We start from the raw sequence: 18,718 nt of genomic DNA, 5'->3' as shown, positions 1-18,718 counted from the left end.
TGCCGCGGCCGCTCTGCCTGCACTGCAACAAATACGTCAGTACTTCTTGCACTCCGGGACCGTGCGGCTCGGCAGGCCGATCTTGGCGAACACCGCCGGATCGTAGCCCAGCGTCTGGTTGACGTTCGGGATCACCTTCACGACCTTGCTGAACAGCGCGCCCTTGCCGTCATCGACCACCTCGGTGACGAAATTGGTGCCGATCGCCTGGCGGTTGGCGTCGAGCTTGATCTTGCCGTTCGGCGCGTCGATCTCGATCTTCGCCAGCGCGTCCTTCAGCTTGGCCTGGTTGTTGGAGAGATCGCCATTGACCTGCCGCAGCGCCAGGATCAGCGCCATGGTCGAGCCGTAATAGTTGGTGGCGAGCAGCGACGGGCTCGGGAAGCGTTTGCTCTCCGGGAAGGAGTCCTGATAGGCCTTCACGAATTTCTGCCAGCCCGGATCCTCCCAGGTGTCGGCCTGGCCGCTCGCGGCGATGGTGCCGATCAGCGCGTTCTTGGCACTGCCCTTCGACGACAGGATGGTCTGGTCGATCATGATCGAGCCGCCCATCAGATGCGCCTTGCCGCCGGCCTGCTGATACTGGTTGAGGAAGTTGACGGCGTCGGCGCCGCCGAGGCCGAGATAGATCGCATCGACATCGTCAGGCAGCGCTGCGATGACCGAGGCGAAGTCCTTGGTGCCGAGCGGCACCCATTGCCGGTTGGTGACCTGGCCGCCGGCGCCGCAGAATTCCAGCACCAGGCCGAACACCTGGGTGTAGATGAAGGAGTAGTCCTCGCCGACGGTCGCGATCTTGCGATAGCCCTTGGTCTCATAGGCGTATTTGCCGAGGCCGACCTGCCACTGCGCGCCGTCCATGTTGTAGCGGAAGAAGTTCGGTGCCGGATCGACATAGGTCGTCTCCTGCGCGCCGGAGGCGGCGTTGACGAAGGTCAGCTCCGGATGGGTCTTGGCGAAATTCTTCACCGCGATGCCCTCGTCGCCGGACAGCGGCGACAGCAGGATCTGCACCTTGTCCTGCTCGATCAGCTTGCGCACCGCGCGCACCGCGGAGTCGGGCGTCGCGTCGGTCGAGGCGACGACGAATTCGAGCTCCTTGTCGCCGATCTTCTTGCCGAGCACATTGAGCGCGGTCTGGAAGCCGCGCATGCCGTCCTCGCCGAGCACCGTGTAGGTGCCCTCGAGCGTCGCGGTGACGCCGACCTTGATCTTCTCCTGGGCGAACGCCGTGCCCGAAAGCAACAGGCTGCTCAACGCAATCAGTCCCAAACTGCCTTTCAACATCGCTTCCTCCCTCTGTGTTGTCGCCGGCGTCCACATGGCGAGAAGGCTGATGGGCGTCCGGTTGTTGCCGGCAAAGCTAGCCGAAGGGAGGCGCGGCGCGGATGTCGTCGGTGCGTGGGTGCTTAACGGGCAGTCTCATTTTGATTGTTGCGCCGCAACGAGTTTCGCGACGCAATGTCGCAGAGTTCTCTCGGTGCGGAGGGCTAGCGGATGCATTCTCGATGTCATCCCCGCGAAAGCAGGGACCCATACTCCGCAGCCGATGTTGTGGAAGGGACTCGTCGTTCCGGCATCGTTTAACGATAGCCAATCGTGGTTATGGGTCCCTGCTTTCGCAGGGACGACACCGAGTATGTTGCACGGCCGGTGGTCATGGATAAGCGCTCTCGCGACAAGATCTGTCCGAGCTCTGTTCTTTTTTGTCGACGCGACGGCTTGCGCCGTCGGGCAAATTCAGTGGCATGGGGCGAGCGCGGACTTAGGGCATATGGTGGCCGGCCGCCTGTCCGCCGTCGACGTGGAGCACTTCTCCGGTCACAAATCCTGCGCCATCGAGGTAAAGCACCGCATCGACGATGTCGGATACGTCTCCCATTCGGCCGACCGGATGCAGGGCCGCCATTGCCTGATGCGCCTCGGGCGGGTGCATCGGGGTTTTGATGATTCCCGGCGACACCGCGTTGACGCGGATTCCGGTCCTCGCATATTCGATCGCGAGTGCACGGGTCGCGGCGCTCAAGGCCCCCTTCGTCAGCGAGGTGAGGGCGGCCGGAACGCTGCTCATCGGCTGGTCGACGAGACTTGTCGTGATCGTGACGACGTGACCGTGGCCCTGCTTGCTCATCAGTTCGAGCGCGCGCCGGGTCATGTGGAAAAAGCCGGTCACGTTGGTCGAGATGTAGGTGTCGTAGTCGTCCTGTGAGTAGGCCGTAAAGGGCTTCGCCATGAATAGTCCGGCGTTGTTGACCAGTGTGTCGACGCGGCCGAAACGTTCCAGCGCCGCCTTGAACACGGCCTCCGCCGTCCCTGCTGCGCCGACGTCACCCGCCACCGTGACGATATCCGCATCGGCGGACGGCTTGATCGTACGGGATGTCGCAACGACCCGGCAATTGCGATCCCTGAAGGCCTGAACGATGCCGGCGCCGATCCCCTGCGATGCGCCGGTGACGATTGCCACTTTCCGCTCGGTGCTCATGATTCAACTCCTTCAAGATTTCGCGCTAAGCCGCCCCGCTTGCAGCAAGCGGGCTGTAGTCGCGGCTCTTGAACATCGTGTGCAATTGCCGCCGCCGGATGCCCAGATTGCCACCGTCGAAGATCGGCAGTGCGAGCGCGTCCTGGAGCAAGCCGCCAAATGGCGTCTCATGATCGTAGCTGTCGATCCCGACCACCCGCATCAGACCGGTGATGACGCTGACGGCGGCCTCGGAGCCGAAGATCTTGGCCTGCACCGCCAGTTCCTCGGCTGCCGGCGACTGGGTGTCGAGAGCGTGGCAGGCGCGCCAGCTGAGATAACGCGCCGCCTCGATCGTGGTCTTGGCATCGGCCAGCGCGTATCCGACCGCCTGATGCTCGATGATCGGATGGACGCCGCCGCGCTTTTCAGTGCGAGCAAAATCGAGCGCGAACGCGAAGGCCGCACGCATCAGCGCGACGCCGAAGATGCCGACGAGTGCCGCGGTGCCGGTGAATGCCGCCGCGGTGAGCGCGAGGCCGGCACCCTGTTGTCCGAGTAGATTGTGGTGCGGCGCCATGACGTTCTGAAGGCCAAACTGCGGGACGAGATGCGCCCGATGACCGATGCTGTCGATCGCGCGTTCGAATACCAGCCCGGCCACCGGTCCTTCCACGGCGATGATCGAGATCGCCGAGTCGGGCGCCGCCGCCGGATCGGTTCGGCATACGATGGTCAGCAGATCGGCGCCCTCGCGATTCCAGCCCGTGGCCGAGGACACCCATTTCTTGCGGCCGTTGATTACCCAATTGTCGCCCTCGCGCCGGGCAGTCGTGCGGACGCCCTCGCCGGGCGGCGGCGCGGCGGCGTTGGCGCTGCCGCCCGGTTCGCTGGAACCGAAGGCGGCCAGCGGCGCGCCACTGGTCTTCAGGAACGGCGCCAGCAGCCGCTTGCATTGGTCCGGCGTGCCGCCGAGCAGAAGCGGCAGCAGGCCGAGCACGGTGCCGAGCATGGTGAGGGTCACGCTCGGATTCACGCTGTAGAATTCCTCGGCCAGGATCGCCATGTCGATCATTCCGGCATTGTCGCCGCCTGCCGGTGTCGGAATGCACTTGCGCAAATAGCCGGCCGCGACCATCGCCTCGTAGGTCGGCCTGGTCGCGAGAAAGCGCTGCTCCGGCGTCGCCAGCAACTCGGCCGCCCGGGCCTCGGCCAGTACCTCTCTGGCAAATTTGCGGGAGGCCAGTTGCAGCTCGCGTTGCTGCGCCGTGAGCGTGAAATCGATCGCCATGCCAATGCCCTCCGGCTCCGTGTCGGCCGCTTGGCTATCGCTAGCTTGGCGCGACCAGGAAATCTTGGACGGCAGCGCCCGAATCCTTGGCGTGGAGTGAACCTGGTCTCGTCGCGCTTCAATTCGCGGCGGCGCGGCGAAACTCGCGCGGAGCGAGGCCGGTGCGGCGCTTGAACAGACGGTTGAAATGCGAGATGTCGCGGAACCCGGCGGTGAAGGCAATCTCGGCAATGGTCTTGTGAGCAGAGTTGCGATCGAGCAGCGCGCGCGTGCACGCGGCAATCCGCTCCTCGTTGACTTGTTCGCCCACGGAACGGCCGGTGGTCTCAAACAGGCGATGCACGTAGCGCTCGGAGCAGCGGAACCTGGTGGCCAGCACCCGAGCGTTGAGTTCGGGAGCATCGCTGTGACGGGCGATATGCTCAAGCATCATCGACAAAAGCACAGGCGTATGCACGTGCTCCGCCGGCAGGTCGGCGAGGATATCCGGCGCATGGGCAATCAGCTCGGCGACGTGCGCGCCGATCAGCGCGGAGGTTTCTGCATGTTGACCGCCACTCAGGCAGAGCTCGGCGTAGCTCGCCAGCGTCCGGGACAGCGCGCGGCCGGTTTCTGTCGCGGACAGGCAGAGCTGCGGGTGATCGAACAGCGCGTCCGGCAACAGACGGCGCGGCACGGCAAAGCAAAAAAGCTTGAAGGCGTGGCGGTGGGCGATCTCGAACGGCTGGGTCGTATCCGCGATCGCGAGATCGCCGGGCGCGCTGATCTGCTCATGGCCGCGCTGCGAGGTGCGTCCCAGCCCCTCGAGCTGGAGGTTGACGAAGCAAAGGTCATCCGTGCTTGAAGCGATGTGCGACGCGAGCCGGTGCACGGTGTGTCCGCTCGCCGTGACCAGCGATATCTGGAGCGGAGCGGCGTCGACCTTGGAGATCGCGCCTGCAAAGGAATCCTCTGCAATCCTGCGCGGCTCCAATCGCACGAAAGCAGCGGCCAAGTCGTCCGCCCAACTGCCGAAGGGTTGATCCGGACGGGCCGGCCTGGTCGACCATTCCATGCGCGCCTCGAATAGAATGTCACAAGGCCCCAGCGCTCGAAGGATATCGCCGGCCAAAGTGGTGGTCAAATTCCGTCATCGGCCTGTTGCGGCTGTAACAAATGGAGCATCGTGCACGGTGCGAACAAGCCAGGACGGCGCGCGTTGCGCGCTGCTTCAAGGCGTTGCGGCGCCCCCTTTGCGAGGGCGCCGCAGCAAGGAGGCACGCGCGAGGGGCCGCTGCAGGGAACGGCAGCAGTTCACTTCGTCGTGTAGCCGCCGTTGACGAGGATGGTCTGGCCGGTCATCCACCAGCCCTCCGACACCAGCAGGCGAATCCAGGGCACGATATCCTTGATGTCGGTGAGGCCGGTCCTCGACAAGCCGGACAGCGCCGCTGCCGATTTGTGATAGGCGACCGCGTCGGCGCCTTCGGCCGGATAGAAGAACGGCGTGTCCATCGGGCCGGGGCCGATCGCAGTGACCGAGATGCCGCGTGCGCCGAATTCCTTCGAGGCCGCGCGGGTGAAATGCTCGACTGGCGCCTTGGTGCCGGCATAGGCGGCGTAGAACGGCGTGTAGGCGCCGAGCAGCGACGTCACCAGCGTGCATATCTTGCCGTTGTCGTTCACGTGACGGCCGGCTTCCTTGAGGAAGAAGAACGCGGACTTGGCGTTGACCGCGCTCATCGCGTCGTATTCCGCCTCCGAGATCTCGACCATCGGCTTCTTCAACACCTTGCCGACGGTGTTGATCGCGATGTCGGGACGGCCGATCGCGGCGACGGCATCAGTGAACAGCTTCTCCATCGCGCCCGCTGTCGTGAGGTTGGCCTGCAAGGCGACCGCGTTGGCGCCGGCAGCCTTGATCGCAGCGACGGTCGCGTCGGCATCGGCCTTGGTGGCGGCGCTGTTGTAATGGATCGCGACCGCCTTCGCGCCGTGGGCCGCGAGATCGCGCGCGATCAGGCCGCCGAGATTCTTGGCGCCGCCGGCGATGATGACGGTCTTGTCGTTGATGCTGTGGTCGGTCATGGCGTTGGCTGCTCCAGATCTTGCGGCCACGCCCTGCGGCCGCTTTCTGGAGGCAACGATATCGTCTAGGATTTGCCGATAAAGCCGTGCATTCTGACGTCACTTGTCAGAAATGGCGAACAATCGGGGCCCGATCTTGGACCGCATCGATCTCTTCCGCATCTTCGCGCGCGTCGTCGAATGCGCGAGCTTTACCCGGGCGGCGGACACGCTGGGGCTGCCGCGCTCGTCGGTCTCGTCAGCCGTCGCGGAACTGGAGCAGCGCGTCGGCGCCCGGCTGCTGCATCGCACGACACGAAAAGTGTCACCGACGCATGATGGCGCGGCGTTCTACGAACGGTGCTTGCGCGTCGTTGCCGACGTCGAGGAAGCCGAGACCCTGTTCCGCCATACCGCCGCCGAACCGTCGGGCCGGCTCAGGGTCGACGTGCCCGGGCGGATCGGACGCCTGATCATCGCGCCGGCGCTGCCGGCCTTCCTCGATCGCTATCCGCAGATCGACATCGATCTCGGCGTCACCGATCGCGCCATCAATTTGATCGAGGACTCCGCCGATTGCGTGGTGCGCGTCGGCCCGCTCGGCGATTCCGGTCTGATCGCGCGGCCGCTCGGCAACCTCACGCTGATCAACGTCGCGAGCGCGGGATATCTCGCGCGCCACGGCACGCCGCAGACGCCGGATGATCTCGCCGCGCATTGGGCGGTCAACTACGCCTCGCCATCCACGGGACGGATCGAGGCGTGGGAATGGCGCGAGCAGGGCGCGGCACGCAGCATCGCAATGCGCGGTCGCGTCACCGTCAACAGCGCCGAGGCCTATATCGCGTGCTGCCTTGCCGGCCTCGGCCTGATTCAGATTCCCGCCTATGACGTGAGGCGGCACCTCGATGCCGGCGACCTCGTCGAGGTGATGCCGCAGCACCGCGCCATGCCGATGCCGATGACCTTGCTCTATCCGCACCGCCAGCATCTGTCGCGGCGGCTGCAGGTGTTTGCCGATTGGCTGACGGCACTGTTGAAGGAGAAGCTGCTTGTGGCGGGCTAGAGCTTCTGCGTGATGCCGGCCTGGCGGCCGCGGCGCGTCATCGCCTGCTGTTGGCGGCGCGGCTTGAGCCCGTCCTTGTCGCGCGCTTCACCTCGGCCTTGGGCTGGAAAAACAGGCCGGGCAGCACCGAGACCAGTCCGAAGGTCATTCCGAGGAATGCCAGGAACGTATCGAGATAATTGATCTCCATTTCAGTTGTCTCCATGCGGCTTGCAACGGGCTTACCCGGTGCAACGTGTTCGATGAACCAGATATGGTCAGGCACATTGATCGGTACAATAGAAAGATTGATCTCGGAGCAATACTTTCAGTGCTCCACGTACCGCCCGCTCGGTGGTCGGCCGCGTCAGAACTTCTGCGTGATGCCGGCATAGACGCCGCGGCGCGGGCCGTATTGCGCCGCGAATACGCCGATGCCGGAGCCGTCGCGGATCTGGTAGACGGTGTCGAACAGGTTGACCACGTCGAGGCGCAGCGTTGTCGGCTTGTTCGGCGCGACGATGTTGAAGTCGTGCGAGACGCCGACATTGACCTGCGAATAGGGCGGCACCGTGCCGGTGTTGGCGAAGCCGTCGCGCAGGCCTGAGCCGTAGATCAGCGACGCGCTGAACTTGGTGTCGTGCCATTGATACCAGCCGCCCACCGATGTGGTCACCGCCTGGGCATGATCGGTGTTGACGTAATTGTTGGCGATGTAGGCCAGTTTGTCCGGATCAAACAGATACTGGTTCGACACGACGTTGGTAGCGACCTGCCTTGCGATCGCGACATTGCCGTAGAGGTGCAGATTGTCGTGGTCGTATCTCGCCGTCAGCTCGACGCCTTCATTGGTGCCTTTCGCATAGTTGAAGGCGGTCAGGACGTAGGCTTGGCCGAACTGGCCGTCGTCGAGCAGGTCGGTCGCGATCTTGTAGTAGGCGTCCATGCCGACTTCGAGGCCTGGGATCGCATAGACCTTCTGCGTCACGCCGATGTCGAACACGTGCGAGCGCTCCGGCAGCACGGGATCGTTGGTCGAGATCGCCGGCTGCGCCGTCGTGTTCTGCACCAGCGAAAGATTGGTCGGGGCGGCCAGCACCTGCTCGGGCGGCGTGAAGTTGCGCGCATAGCCGGCATGGAAGGTCGTGCCCTCGACGGGCTTCCAGGTCAGGCTGACCCGGGGGCTCAGCTGGTTGGCGTCGACATATTGCCACATCTGATCGAAGCGCAGCCCGGCGTTGAGCGTCAGCTGGTTGGTGATTTTCCACTCGTCGGCGATATAGGTGGAGAACAGATATCCGGTCTTGGCGTTGGAATCGAACACGGAGAATGGTGCGTCGATCGGGTTGCCGGCATCGTCGAGCGGCAGCACGGTCGAACCATTATTGACCAGCGAGCGCTCGGCGCTGAACGACATGCCGAACTTCAGCGTGTGCGCGAAGCCCAGCCTGTAGGACGTGTCTTCCTGGATTCCGTTGACAAAGCTCTGGCGATACACGTCCGAAGCTACCCCGTTGAACACGAGATCGCCGATCGGATCGGGCATGAAGTGCAGCTGGCTGTAGCGGTTGAAATAGGCGACCTGGTAGTCGAAGCCGTCGCCCGACTTCTGGTAGGCGACGACATTGAATTGGTTGAACTCCCGCTGCCGCTCATTGAGCAGCGCGGAGTCGAAATTGGAGACGCCGAAAGCGGTGAAGGCCGGAGTTTGCCCGGGATTGTTTGGGATCTGGTAGTTGCCGTTGGAGACGCCGCCGATATAGGTCAGCCGGCTGGTCGGATCGATCGCCGTCGAGATATAGGCAAAGCCTTTCTCCTGATCGGTCCGGTCGTGGATCGCGTTGTAGGCCGGTGTCGGGTTCTCGATGCCGACGTCGCTGCCGAAATAGCGGCCGGAGACGTAGTACTGCGTCTGTCCGACCGTGCCGCCATAGTCGACGCTGGTGGTGAAGTTGCCATGACTGCCGCCATAGACGCTGATGCTGCCGGAATTGTTGAAGGCGTTGGTCTTGGTCTGGATGTCGAGCACGCCAGCGGTGCGCAGGCCGTATTGCGCGGGCAGCGCGCCGGTGATCAGCGCCATGCTGCCGACGATGCCGGTGTCGATGATCTGGCCGAAGGCGCCGACGCCGTCCGGCAGCATGATCCCGTTGATGCGGTATTGCAGGTTGGCGTGCTCGTTGCGCACGTGCAGTTCGCCGCTTGCCGCCGAGTCCTGCGAGACGCCTGGCGCCTGTAGCAGCGCCTTGTCCAGCGTGGTGTTGGTTCCCTGCGGCAGCGACTGAAGGAACTGCTGGCTCATCTGGTAGCTGTTGGCGCCGGTCGGCGCGAGCAGGGCGGCGCGGGCCTGGTCGAGCCGCGTATTCTGGCTTGCTACGGCCTGAGCCTGCGTCTGTTCTGGAGACTCGGGCGTCGCCGTGACCGCGCCGGTTCGTCGCGCGCGGTGGCCGCCGCCGGCGGCAACGCGGGTCTTCGGCTTTTTCGGCCCTGATGGCGCGGCGTGGCTCTGCGGCGCCGTCACCGTGACGTCCGGAAGGGTGGTGGTCGGCGCCGTCGTCTGCGCGAGTGCGGCGCCGTTCATCCCGCAGAACAAGAGTGAGGCCGCACCGGCGGCGTGTCGTCTGATATGTCCTGACATGTTGGTTCCCGATCTCGTCAGGCAGCGATCCGGATCCTTCTGAGGAAGACGCGGTCGAGCCCACCGTCGCTGCGCGACGGCCAGATTCCGATTGATCAAACGGCAGCCGGTGCGAGGCTGCGTTCGACGTTCAAGTGTGCGGGGATGTCAGGCGACCGGAGGCGCGCGCGGCTGATAGTGAAGCCGGCCGATCTCGACCGGCGCCGCATAATTGTCGATCTGCCAGCAGAGCAGACCGGCGGCATCAGGCAATTGCAACGGCGGCAATGCTGGCGCCGGTACTGCCGAGTTGACCATCGCCACGACGGCGCAGATGGCGCAAAGGTCGGTTGCCTGATCGGAATCGGGGTTCGAACGCGGCGCGTCGCGCGAAGCGCGCTCGACATGCGTCGCCAATGATGTCGTGGCCTGGGCCGGCGCGATGGCATGAAAATGCCCGAACGACAGCACGAACTGGATCGACAGCGCCAACAGCGCCAGCCGAGTCCCCTGCCTGATGTTCGAGCGAAACCACTTCATGACGACGCCATTCCGCGCCAAGCGGGATTGGCCAGTTGGCGTAAAGCCCACAGCCCCCATGCGGCGCAATGCCGCACAGTTTCGAAAACCCACCAGCCTGTCAATCCGCATTGCTGGGCAATGCGATCAATTTCCGGGCGATCGGACGAAATTGCAACATCGCGATTGAGGCGGCAAAACGCTCTCTAGGTGCGCCTTATGCGATGGGCGCGACGGAAGCCGAGCGTACATCGGCGCGGCCGATGCTATGCTGCCTGCATGACCGTCGAACTCGAGCTGCTTGCGGCAAGCGTTGTACTCGGCATTGCGCACATCCTCGTCGCGTCGCATCTGCAGAGCTGGCAGCGGGGGTATCGATGGACGGCCAGCTCGCGGGAGCAGCCCGTTGCCCCGCTCACCGGCATTGCCGGAAGGGCTGAACGGACCCTTCGCAATTTCCTCGAGACGTTTCCATTGTTCGCGGCCGCAATTCTTGCGGCTGCGGTGACGGGCAAGCACAACGGGCTCACAATGTGGGGAGCCCATTGCTATTTCTGGGGCCGCCTCCTTTACGCCATTGTGTATCTGGCGGATATCGCGCTGCTCCGTTCGCTGGTCTGGAACGTGCCTACGATCGGCATTCTCATGATCGTTGCGGGGCTGTTCCTGGGCTGACGGCCCAAGATCGGCGTGCCGCGCTGGCATTCCCGGCGTCCGGGACGTATAATTTGGGCCCAACGTGGCGGTCAGTCGGAATGTCCCTCGCAAGCAAATCCGGTCTCGCAATCATCTTCCTGGTGCTGTGCCTGAGCGGCCAGCAGGCCAATGCCCAGGCCGGACCGGTGCGCTACTGGACCCCGGGCTCGCTGTTCGGTTTCGGCGGCAGCCTGGCCGATGGCCAGAAGGCGGACACTTACGGCAATTTTCCGAGCTTTGACGCCGCCGGCGCGCAGGGCGCCGACTTCTCGTATCTGAACGGCCGGCCGGACGGCTGGTTTGTCGGCGGCGAAGGCGGCCGTGTCGGCTGGAACGGGCTCGGCCAATCGGCGGCATTCGGCGGGCTCGAATATCAGGGCGCGCAGGTCGGCTACAACTTCAAGGGCGTCGGCAATACGCCCGTGACGTTCTTCGCCGGCTTCGACTCGTTGAAATACAATCCCCCCGGCGCCGGCGGCCCGCTGGCGCCGTTCAGCGGCAATCAAGGCGTCAACGCCGGCTATTCGGCGCGTGCAGGTGTCGAGTTCCGCCCGAGCTCGAATGTCAGCCTGTCCTTCGGGGCCAGCTTCACCCAGCAGGGGGCCGAGCGCATGGACAGCGACATTCATTCGCAGCTGTTGCCCGGCCAGTCCCCGGTTCTGTTCGGCGGCCGCTAGCGCTTCAGCGCAAGACTGCGGCGGCGCGGTCCTGATTCAACCAACCAGCACCAAGAAGGCTCGGCCTCACGGGCACAATCGGGATCGAAACATGGACATGCAGGGCAAGATCGCACTCGTCACCGCTGCGGCATCGGGCGCCGGCCGCGCCGGCGCGCGCATCCTCGCGCGCGAGGGCGCCGCGGTTGCGGTGGTCGACCAGAACGAGGCCGGCGCGAAGGCGGTGGTCGACGAGATCAAGAAAGGCGGCGGACGCGCGCTGGCGCTGGCCGGCGATCTGCGCGACGACAAGTTCTCGCGCGACATCGTCGCCGCGACCGTGAAGGAATTCGGTGCGCTCGATTGCGTGTGGAATCACCTCGGCATTCCCGGTCCGTCCGTGATCGACGATCTCGAAGGCTGGGATCTCAGCGTCGATCTCAATCTGCGCTCGCAGCTGATCACGACCAATGCGGCGCTCGCGCAGATGACGGCGCGGCGCAAGGGCAGCATCCTGTTCACCGCATCGACCTCCGGCCTGGTCGGCTCGCCGTGGAGCCCGACCTATTCGGCGGCCAAGGCCGGCGTCATTGGTCTGGCGCGTGCGCTCGCCAAGCGCCACGCCAAGGATGGCGTGCGCGTCAACGCGATCTGTCCCGGTGCGATCGACACGCCGATGCTGCGGGTGTTCGTCAATCGGCCCGACCAGCCCGGCCACAACGAGGCCGATCCCGAGGAACTGATCAAGGCCGCGGTCACCCGCAATCCGATGGGCCGCGCCGCGCGCCCCGAGGAGATCGCCGAGGTCGCGGTGTTCCTGTTGTCGGACAAGGCCTCGTTCGTCACCGGCATCGCGATGCCGGTCGACGGCGGGACGGTGGCGTAGGCATCAATGAACTGAAGTCGATCTGCAGCCCCAAGGAACTGCGCCCCCTCTCCCGCTTGCGGGGGAGGGTTGGGGTGGGGGTGTCTCCACGGTCGACACTCTTTACGAGGAGAGAACCCCCACCCGGATCGCATCTATCGATGCGATCCGACCTCCCCCGCAAGCGGGAGAGGTGCAGCGAGTTCGCTTCTCTTGGCCGCTTCAACCTAACTTTATAATGCCCTAAAACTTCGCCCTGATGCCGGCATAGGCGGCGAGCGGCATGCCGGGCACGAAGGCGCGGGGATCGCTGAGCTGCGCCATCAGGTTGGGGGCACCACCGGCGCTGACAAAGCCGCCGGTCTGGTAGAACGCGCCGCTCAGATAGTAATGCTGGTTGAACACATTGTTGATCAGGCCGAACACCTCGATGTTCTTCGTGATCTGATATGACGTGTGCAGATTGACGACCGAGTAGGCCGGCACTTTCGGGCTCTTGTTGGTGTCGTCATGGATCAGCCACTGGCTGCCCACGATGTTGAGGTCGGCTCCGACCTTCCACGCATCCGTGACGTTGTAGTCGACGCCGGCCTTGAAGCGGTGCGCGGGAATGCCAGGGATGTGGTCGCCCGGCTTGACGTTGACGAACGAGACGCTGTCGTTGTTCGGGTCGATCTGGGCGTTCGGATTATTCGGCGAGAACAGCGTGATCGCGCTTTGATAGGTCGCATCGACATAGGTGTAGTTGGCGTAGGCGTTCCAGCGATCGAAGCGGTAGTCGAGCTTGGCCTCGATGCCCTGGCGCAAGGTCTGCCCGGCGTTCTGGAAGAAGCCGAAATTGTTGACGCCGAGCGGGCTTGCCACCTGAACGATGTCGTCGTCGGACAGCGTGCGGAACGCGCCCAGCCCCCAGCTCAGAACGCCCGTCTTGGCATCGCGGCCCCAGCTGCCGCGCAGGCCCGCTTCGACGGTGTGCGACACCACCTGCTTGAGCGGCGGATCGGCGACCAGGAAGGTGTCGATCATGCAGGGATGGTTGGGATCGGAGCAGCCAAGCTCCAGCGGCGTCGGCGTGCGGTTGGCTTCCGAATAGCCGGCATAGGCGGTGAGGTTCGACGTGATCTTGTAGGTGCCGCCGATCACCGGATTGAAGCGCTGGAAGCGGTTGCTGCTGTTGAGCAGGTCATTGGTCCCGGTCTGGTCCTGCAGATCGATCTGGGCGTAATTGAATCGCCCGCCAGCGGTCACCGAGAACTTGTTGGTCACATCGAACGTATCGGTGAGGTAGATGCCGGTGTAGGTGTTGGTGGCGCGCAGATCGACCGGGCTGAGGCCTGCGTCGGGCTGGTTGATGAAGACGCCGGTGCCGGTCACGAACAGGTTGTTCGGGTCGACCGTGCCGAGCTCGCTGCTCGCCGTGAATTTGGTGTTGCCGTGGTCGACGCTGACACCCATCACGACGTGGTTGTCGTGCCCGAACAGCTTGTCCGAATTGGTCAACTGCGCCGTGCCGCCGTAGCTGTTGGTCGCGGCCCGGTTGCGGTCGATTTCGCCGAGGAAGGCGTTGCCGAGCGTGTTCGGAGTGGCCGGGCCATCGGCTGGACCGAAGACCGGAAGGCCGTCGCCGATGCACAAGGTCGTGGGATCGTCGCACGGCGCAACGTCGGTGCCGTTGCCGTCGACATGGGTCTGCCGGAAGCCGCGGAAATAGGCATTGCCCTGGAACGACCAGGTGTCCGAGAAATTGTGGCTCAAGGTGGCGTTGACGAAGGCGAGCTGCAGCAGTGTCGATTGCGGCCAGGTGTAGACGCTGGACCAGCGCTGGTTGAGCATCTCGACCGGCGTTGCCGCGACGTTGCCGAGCAGATTGCTGGCGCCGGTGAAGTTGACGTGGAATTCGGTGTCATCGTTGCGCGCGCCGACGTCGACATACATCCGGTTGATGTGTGACGAATTCGCATGGTCGCGCCAGCCGCGATCATAGGCGGATTCGAACGCCGCATAGGCGGAGATGTTGTCCCGCTGGCCGCCGGCCTGCACGCTGCCCTGCACGCGCCCGTAGGAGCCGCCGAACAGTTCCGCCTCGGAGCCCTGATAGATGAAGCCGTTCTTCATCTGGATGCTGAGCGCGCCGCCGATCGCGTTCAGGCCGAAGATCGGGTTGTTGGGCACCAGCGAAACCCGGTCGATGGCCTTTTCCGGGATGAAATCCCAGTTCACCACGTCGCCCCAGGATTCGTTGATGCGCACGCCGTTCTGATAGACCGCGATGCCCTGCGGCGTGCCTTGAACCGGTGAGGCGACAAAGCCGCGGTAATCAAGCGTGCGCTGGAACGGGTTGCCGGTCTGGTCGGTGAGCGTGACACCGGGCAGCTTGCGGTTCACCGAGTCGAGGAAGTTGGTCGAATAGTTGCGGCTGAAATCGGCCGAGGTCAGCACCTCGGTGTTGGACGGAATCTTGTCGCGGTCGAGCAGGCTCGAGTCGCGCTCGGAGGGGCCGGGGACCCCGGCGCCGCCCTCGGGTGCTGCTGCGGTTTGCGCCGGGGCGGCCCGTGTCCGGGCGGTCCGCGAGGTCCGCACCACCGGCCGCGAGGCGGGCTTGATGCTGCGCGTGCCCGACAGCGGCGAGGGGGCAATCACGGAGACCGGCGGCAGCTCGGTCGGGGCGGGGGTCTGGGCGCCCGCGGTCAGCGGCGCTGCGGCTCCGATGGCGGTGAGCACGGCCGCAGCGCCGGGGGTATGGACCGAACAAGACAGAAACCGTGTTGCCGTACGCAACAACGTACCAGCCATAACGCCCACCCCATTGTCGCGGTTCGGCTTTTATCCCCGACGAACCCTAGTCCTGAGACTGCGGGAGCGCTGGTGCTTTGGCAAACGAGATGTGTCCCGGGAGGGCGGGATTCTTTCCATCGGTCATCGGGAAAAATTCCCGATTTCGATGGACGGACAGCCGGGGCGGGTGATTCCGGCCAGCTTTACGCAAATTCGTGCCCAAGAAGCGGGCACTCCCGCCTCTTGGGCAACGGGGTCTAGTCCTTGAACTCGCAGCCGAGCCGCTGCAGGGCTTCATCGACCCAGCGGCGGTCGCTGGTGCCGGCGAGGATCTGTTGGATGGCTTTCTCCTCGGTCGCCTTCTTGGCCTCGGTCAGCTTGCAGATCGCCTCGGCGTCGTCATGCGGCACGCAGAGCACGCCGTCATCGTCGGCCACGATGAGATCGCCGGGCTCGACGATCATGCCGTCGATCGAGATCGCGCAGTTGATCTCGCCCGGGCCGTCCTTGTAGGGCCCGCGATGGGCGACGCCTGCGGCGAACACCGGGAACGCTCCGGCGCGGATCGCGCCGGCATCGCGGATCGAGCCGTCGATCACGAAGCCTGCGACGCCCTTCTTCTCGGCCAAGGTCGACATGATCTCGCCGATGATGGCGTTGACCAGGACGCCGCCGGCATCGACCACGATCACGTCGCCGGGCTGGGCGAGGTCGATCGCCTTGTGCACCATGAGATTGTCGCCGGGCCGGGTCTTCACGGTCAGCGCCGGGCCGCCGAGCCAGCCGCCCTTGTGCATCGGCCGCAGCCGGTTGGTGCCCGCGATCCGCGACATCACATCGCTGATATTGGCGACCGGCAGCGTGCGGTAGCGCGCGACCAGATCAGGCGAGACTTTCCGCTTTGCCTTGTGAATTGCAAATCCTATGGCCATCGGTTTTCTCCGGGGTCTGCTTGAGCGTGATTGCTTGGAGCATGATTGGATTGGGCTAAACTGCGGCCGCGCAGCAGATGGGCTCCCTCTCCCGCTTGCGGGGGAGGGCTGGGGTGGGGGCTCTCTCCGCGAGTCGTGTCGTGGAGAGAACCCCCACCCGCATCGCATCCTGCGATGCGACCTCCCCCGCAAGCGGGAGAGGTGAAGCGGGTCTGCGGCCGGATCGGTTCAACCATCACCTAGTGCGCGCGGCGGTCGAGATGGGCGTTGAGGCGAGGATAGACGCGGCGGGCATTGTCTTCAAAGATCTTGGCCTTGTCCTCGGCGCTGAGCGGCAGCGCGTCGATGTAGCGGCGGGTGTCGTCGAAGTGATGACCCGTCTCCGGATCGATGCCGCGAACCGCACCGACCATCTCGGACGCGAACAGGATGTTCTCGACCGGGATCACTCGGGTCAGCAGCTCGATGCCGGGCAAATGATAGACGCAGGTGTCGAAGAACACGTTCTTGAGCAGATGCTCCGACAGCGGCGGCAGCTTCATGTCCTGCGCGAGACCCCGGTAGCGTCCCCAGTGATAGGGCACCGCGCCGCCGCCATGCGGGATGATGAACCGCAGCGTCGGGAAGCGCTTGAACAGATCGGAAGTCAGGAACTGCATGAAGGCGGTGGTGTCGCCGTTGAGGTAATGCGCGCCGGTGCCGTGGAAGCAGGGATTGCAGGACGAGGAGACATGGACCATCGCCGGCACGTCGAGCTCGACCATCTTCTCATAGAGCGGATACCACCATTCATCGGTCAACGGCGGATCGCACCAATAACCGCCGGCCGGATCGGGATTGAGGTTGCAGCCGACGAAGCCGAGTTGGGTCACGCAGCGCTCCAGCTCCTCGACGCAGTTCTTGGGCGCCACGCCAGGGCTCTGCGGCAGCTGGCACACGGGAACGAAGTTCTGCGGGAACAGGGTGCAGACCCGGTGCACCAGGTCGTTGCAGATCGTGGTCCATTCACGGCTGGTTGTTTCCTTGCCGACATGATGCGCCATGCCGGCGGCGCGCGGCGAGAAGATCGTGACGTCGGTGCCGCGCTCCTTCTGCAGGCGAAGCTGCGCACCCTCGACGCTCGAGCGAATCTCGTCATCGGTGATGCCGAGATTGGTGGAGAGCGGCCGGCGCGATTTGTCGGCGAGGCCGGCGAGCTGCTTGTCGCGGAAGATCTGCAGCTTGGCCGGTTCGGTGGTGTAGTGGCCGTGACAATCGATTATCATGGTGGTGTCCTTGGCAGTGTTATGACTGTGCGACGGATGACGGGATCGCGCCGGTCAATTCCGTCTCGCGCGGCTTGACGCGCATGGTGGCGGCGATGGCGGATGCGACGAACAGGAAGCCGGCGATGCCGACCAGCGCCCAGGAGAAGCTTCCGGTGGAATCCTTGATCAGGCCGATGCACCACGGCCCGATCAGCCCGCCGAACTGCGCCAGCGTGTTGACCATCGCGATCGACGCGGCGCCGGCCGCGCCGGTCAGCAGCGAGGCGTTGATGCTCCAGAACAGCGGATTGCCGGCATTCAGGCTGAAGCCGACGATGCACAGGAACACGAAGGCCAGCACCGGGCTCGCGACATAGGCGCTGCCGAGCATCGCGACGGCGGCGAGCAGATAGACGGCCGCGAGATGAAACTTGCGATCGCCGGTCTTGTCCGAGCTGCGGCTGACCACGATGGTGCCGATGACGCCGAGCAGCGGCGGGATCGCCGAGAGGAAGCCGACCTGGATGTTGCTGAGATCGCCCATGCCCTTGATGATCTGCGGCAGCCACAGCAGCAGGCCATAGATGCCGACCAGCGCGCAGCCGAACAGCGCCGCGAGCAGCCAGACCCTGATGTCGAGCACGCATTCGATCAACCTGTGCTGCCCCTGCTGTTCGATCTCGGCCCGCTCGGCGGCGAGCTCGCCCTCCAGCCAGGCGGCCTGCTCCTTGGTGAGCCAGCTCGCCTTGGTCGGGCGGTCGGTCAGATAATAGAGCGTGAACAGGCCGAGCAGAATGGTCGGCACGCCCTCGGCGATGAACATCCATTGCCAGCCATGCAGGCCGGCCGTGCCGTCGCACCAGGTCATGATGCTGGTCGAGATCGGCCCGCCGGCTACGGCCGAGAACGAGCCGGCGATGATGTATCCTGCGACCGCGCGGGCGCGATAGCGCGAGGGGAACCAGTAGGTGAGGTAAAGCACGACGCCGGGCATGAAGCCGGCTTCCGCGACGCCGAGGCCGAACCGCATCACGTAGAGGCTGAGCGGATTCCAGACAAAGGCGGTGAGTGTGGCGACGAGGCCCCAGGTGATCAGGATCCGCGCCAGCCAGATCCGCGCCCCGAGCCAGTGCAGCATCAAATTGCTCGGTACCTCGAGCACCATGTAGCCGAGGAAGAAGATGCTGGCGGCAAAGCCGAAGATCGCGGGGCTGAGGCCGAGATCCTTGTTCATCGTCAGCCCGGCATAGCCGAGATTGATGCGGTCGAGATAGTTGAAGAACATCATGACGAACAGGACCGGGATCAGCCGCCAATAGACCCGGCGGATGGTTTGCTGTTCGAGCTCGCTGACGGACGCCTGGCCCATTGGATTCTTCCCTTGCTTTTTGTTGTCGCGCCTGTGATCCGAACCGGGCAGAACGCCTGTTATTCGCGGCGATTTCGCATGGCTGACCGGCTGCGCGTGTTGCCCCTTGGAGGGACCGCGTTTTGGCGCCAAGATCGGGAAACGGTCCTGGGAGGTCAAATACCGCTTTGACCCGTCACTTATAGGGAATCGGAAT

Annotated in this window: 16 protein-coding genes; 4 read left to right on the top strand and 12 right to left on the bottom strand. The window is 64.5% G+C overall.

Features of this window, described 5'->3' with window-relative positions; translation table 11 throughout:
• Positions 1–36: 36 nt before the first annotated feature.
• From QDT69_RS20965 to QDT69_RS20945, 5 genes are all read right to left on the bottom strand, one after another.
• Positions 37–1,287 carry an ABC transporter substrate-binding protein gene (locus QDT69_RS20965; protein WP_173641103.1) on the bottom strand — a complete coding sequence of 417 codons (1,251 nt, stop codon included), beginning with the start codon at positions 1,285–1,287 and terminating at the stop codon, positions 37–39.
• Between the two features lie 478 nt (positions 1,288–1,765).
• Positions 1,766–2,485 carry an SDR family NAD(P)-dependent oxidoreductase gene (locus QDT69_RS20960; protein WP_279708363.1) on the bottom strand — a complete coding sequence of 240 codons (720 nt, stop codon included), beginning with the start codon at positions 2,483–2,485 and terminating at the stop codon, positions 1,766–1,768.
• Positions 2,486–2,510: 25 nt separating this feature from the next.
• Positions 2,511–3,755, bottom strand: a complete 1,245-nt coding sequence (locus QDT69_RS20955) for an acyl-CoA dehydrogenase family protein (RefSeq protein WP_279708362.1) — start codon at positions 3,753–3,755, stop codon at positions 2,511–2,513.
• A gap of 118 nt (positions 3,756–3,873) precedes the next feature.
• A complete protein-coding gene (locus QDT69_RS20950; RefSeq protein WP_279708361.1) occupies positions 3,874–4,809 on the bottom strand; it encodes a helix-turn-helix domain-containing protein in 936 nt (311 codons plus the stop codon).
• 239 nt (positions 4,810–5,048) lie between these two features.
• A complete protein-coding gene (locus QDT69_RS20945; protein ID WP_279708360.1) occupies positions 5,049–5,822 on the bottom strand; it encodes an SDR family oxidoreductase in 774 nt (257 codons plus the stop codon).
• A 136-nt stretch (positions 5,823–5,958) separates the two neighbouring features.
• Here QDT69_RS20945 and QDT69_RS20940 point away from each other — a divergent pair, with 136 nt between their 5' ends.
• The gene (locus QDT69_RS20940) at positions 5,959–6,867 is read left to right on the top strand and encodes a LysR family transcriptional regulator (protein WP_279708359.1); all 909 of its coding nucleotides are present in this window, start codon (positions 5,959–5,961) and stop codon (positions 6,865–6,867) included.
• Between the two features lie 37 nt (positions 6,868–6,904).
• On the opposite strand, the gene QDT69_RS20935 is transcribed toward QDT69_RS20940, so the two are convergent.
• The 3 genes from QDT69_RS20935 to QDT69_RS20925 form a co-directional block, all read right to left on the bottom strand.
• Positions 6,905–7,057, bottom strand: coding sequence for a hypothetical protein (locus QDT69_RS20935; protein ID WP_279708358.1), 153 nt, complete (start codon positions 7,055–7,057; stop codon positions 6,905–6,907).
• A 156-nt stretch (positions 7,058–7,213) separates the two neighbouring features.
• The gene (locus tag QDT69_RS20930; RefSeq protein WP_279708357.1) at positions 7,214–9,484 is read right to left on the bottom strand and encodes a TonB-dependent receptor; all 2,271 of its coding nucleotides are present in this window, start codon (positions 9,482–9,484) and stop codon (positions 7,214–7,216) included.
• Between the two features lie 147 nt (positions 9,485–9,631).
• Positions 9,632–10,003, bottom strand: coding sequence for a hypothetical protein (locus tag QDT69_RS20925; protein WP_279708356.1), 372 nt, complete (start codon positions 10,001–10,003; stop codon positions 9,632–9,634).
• Between the two features lie 258 nt (positions 10,004–10,261).
• On the opposite strand from QDT69_RS20925, the gene QDT69_RS20920 reads away from it, so the two are divergent.
• The 3 genes from QDT69_RS20920 (at position 10,262) to QDT69_RS20910 (ending at position 12,220) form a co-directional block, all read left to right on the top strand.
• A complete protein-coding gene (locus tag QDT69_RS20920) occupies positions 10,262–10,657 on the top strand; it encodes an MAPEG family protein (RefSeq protein ID WP_279708355.1) in 396 nt (131 codons plus the stop codon).
• Positions 10,658–10,737: 80 nt separating this feature from the next.
• Positions 10,738–11,355 carry a hypothetical protein gene (locus QDT69_RS20915; protein WP_279708354.1) on the top strand — a complete coding sequence of 206 codons (618 nt, stop codon included), beginning with the start codon at positions 10,738–10,740 and terminating at the stop codon, positions 11,353–11,355.
• A 91-nt stretch (positions 11,356–11,446) separates the two neighbouring features.
• Complete coding sequence (locus QDT69_RS20910) at positions 11,447–12,220, top strand: SDR family NAD(P)-dependent oxidoreductase (RefSeq protein WP_279708353.1); 774 nt, start codon at positions 11,447–11,449, stop codon at positions 12,218–12,220.
• Positions 12,221–12,442: 222 nt separating this feature from the next.
• Here QDT69_RS20910 and QDT69_RS20905 read toward each other — a convergent pair whose 3' ends face one another.
• The 4 genes from QDT69_RS20905 to QDT69_RS20890 form a co-directional block, all read right to left on the bottom strand.
• Positions 12,443–14,920 carry a TonB-dependent receptor gene (locus QDT69_RS20905; protein WP_279708352.1) on the bottom strand — a complete coding sequence of 826 codons (2,478 nt, stop codon included), beginning with the start codon at positions 14,918–14,920 and terminating at the stop codon, positions 12,443–12,445.
• Positions 14,921–15,231: 311 nt separating this feature from the next.
• On the bottom strand, positions 15,232–15,906 hold the full coding sequence (locus tag QDT69_RS20900; RefSeq protein ID WP_279708351.1) for an RraA family protein: 675 nt from the start codon (positions 15,904–15,906) through the stop codon (positions 15,232–15,234).
• Positions 15,907–16,145: 239 nt separating this feature from the next.
• Positions 16,146–17,171, bottom strand: a complete 1,026-nt coding sequence (locus QDT69_RS20895; protein ID WP_279708350.1) for an amidohydrolase family protein — start codon at positions 17,169–17,171, stop codon at positions 16,146–16,148.
• 19 nt (positions 17,172–17,190) lie between these two features.
• The gene (locus tag QDT69_RS20890) at positions 17,191–18,522 is read right to left on the bottom strand and encodes an MFS transporter (RefSeq protein WP_279708349.1); all 1,332 of its coding nucleotides are present in this window, start codon (positions 18,520–18,522) and stop codon (positions 17,191–17,193) included.
• Positions 18,523–18,718 lie beyond the last annotated feature (196 nt).

Source organism: Bradyrhizobium sp. CER78, assembly GCF_029846235.1.
In the GTDB taxonomy this organism is placed as follows: Bacteria; Pseudomonadota; Alphaproteobacteria; order Rhizobiales; family Xanthobacteraceae; genus Bradyrhizobium.
This window is presented reverse-complemented; position numbering and strand designations above follow the sequence as displayed.

What these genes read in the sequence shown, in the direction of transcription:
- QDT69_RS20965 (WP_173641103.1), bottom strand. Translation starts at nt 1,287, where the DNA reads ATGTTGAAAGGCAGTTTGGGACTGATTGCGTTGAGCAGCCTGTTGCTT.
- QDT69_RS20960 (WP_279708363.1), bottom strand. Translation starts at nt 2,485, where the DNA reads ATGAGCACCGAGCGGAAAGTGGCAATCGTCACCGGCGCATCGCAGGGG.
- QDT69_RS20955 (WP_279708362.1), bottom strand. Translation starts at nt 3,755, where the DNA reads ATGGCGATCGATTTCACGCTCACGGCGCAGCAACGCGAGCTGCAACTG.
- QDT69_RS20950 (WP_279708361.1), bottom strand. Translation starts at nt 4,809, where the DNA reads ATGGAATGGTCGACCAGGCCGGCCCGTCCGGATCAACCCTTCGGCAGT.
- QDT69_RS20945 (WP_279708360.1), bottom strand. Translation starts at nt 5,822, where the DNA reads ATGACCGACCACAGCATCAACGACAAGACCGTCATCATCGCCGGCGGC.
- QDT69_RS20935 (WP_279708358.1), bottom strand. Translation starts at nt 7,057, where the DNA reads ATGGAGATCAATTATCTCGATACGTTCCTGGCATTCCTCGGAATGACC.
- QDT69_RS20930 (WP_279708357.1), bottom strand. Translation starts at nt 9,484, where the DNA reads ATGTCAGGACATATCAGACGACACGCCGCCGGTGCGGCCTCACTCTTG.
- QDT69_RS20925 (WP_279708356.1), bottom strand. Translation starts at nt 10,003, where the DNA reads ATGAAGTGGTTTCGCTCGAACATCAGGCAGGGGACTCGGCTGGCGCTG.
- QDT69_RS20920 (WP_279708355.1), top strand. Translation starts at nt 10,262, where the DNA reads ATGACCGTCGAACTCGAGCTGCTTGCGGCAAGCGTTGTACTCGGCATT.
- QDT69_RS20915 (WP_279708354.1), top strand. Translation starts at nt 10,738, where the DNA reads ATGTCCCTCGCAAGCAAATCCGGTCTCGCAATCATCTTCCTGGTGCTG.
- QDT69_RS20910 (WP_279708353.1), top strand. Translation starts at nt 11,447, where the DNA reads ATGGACATGCAGGGCAAGATCGCACTCGTCACCGCTGCGGCATCGGGC.
- QDT69_RS20900 (WP_279708351.1), bottom strand. Translation starts at nt 15,906, where the DNA reads ATGGCCATAGGATTTGCAATTCACAAGGCAAAGCGGAAAGTCTCGCCT.
- QDT69_RS20895 (WP_279708350.1), bottom strand. Translation starts at nt 17,171, where the DNA reads ATGATAATCGATTGTCACGGCCACTACACCACCGAACCGGCCAAGCTG.
- QDT69_RS20890 (WP_279708349.1), bottom strand. Translation starts at nt 18,522, where the DNA reads ATGGGCCAGGCGTCCGTCAGCGAGCTCGAACAGCAAACCATCCGCCGG.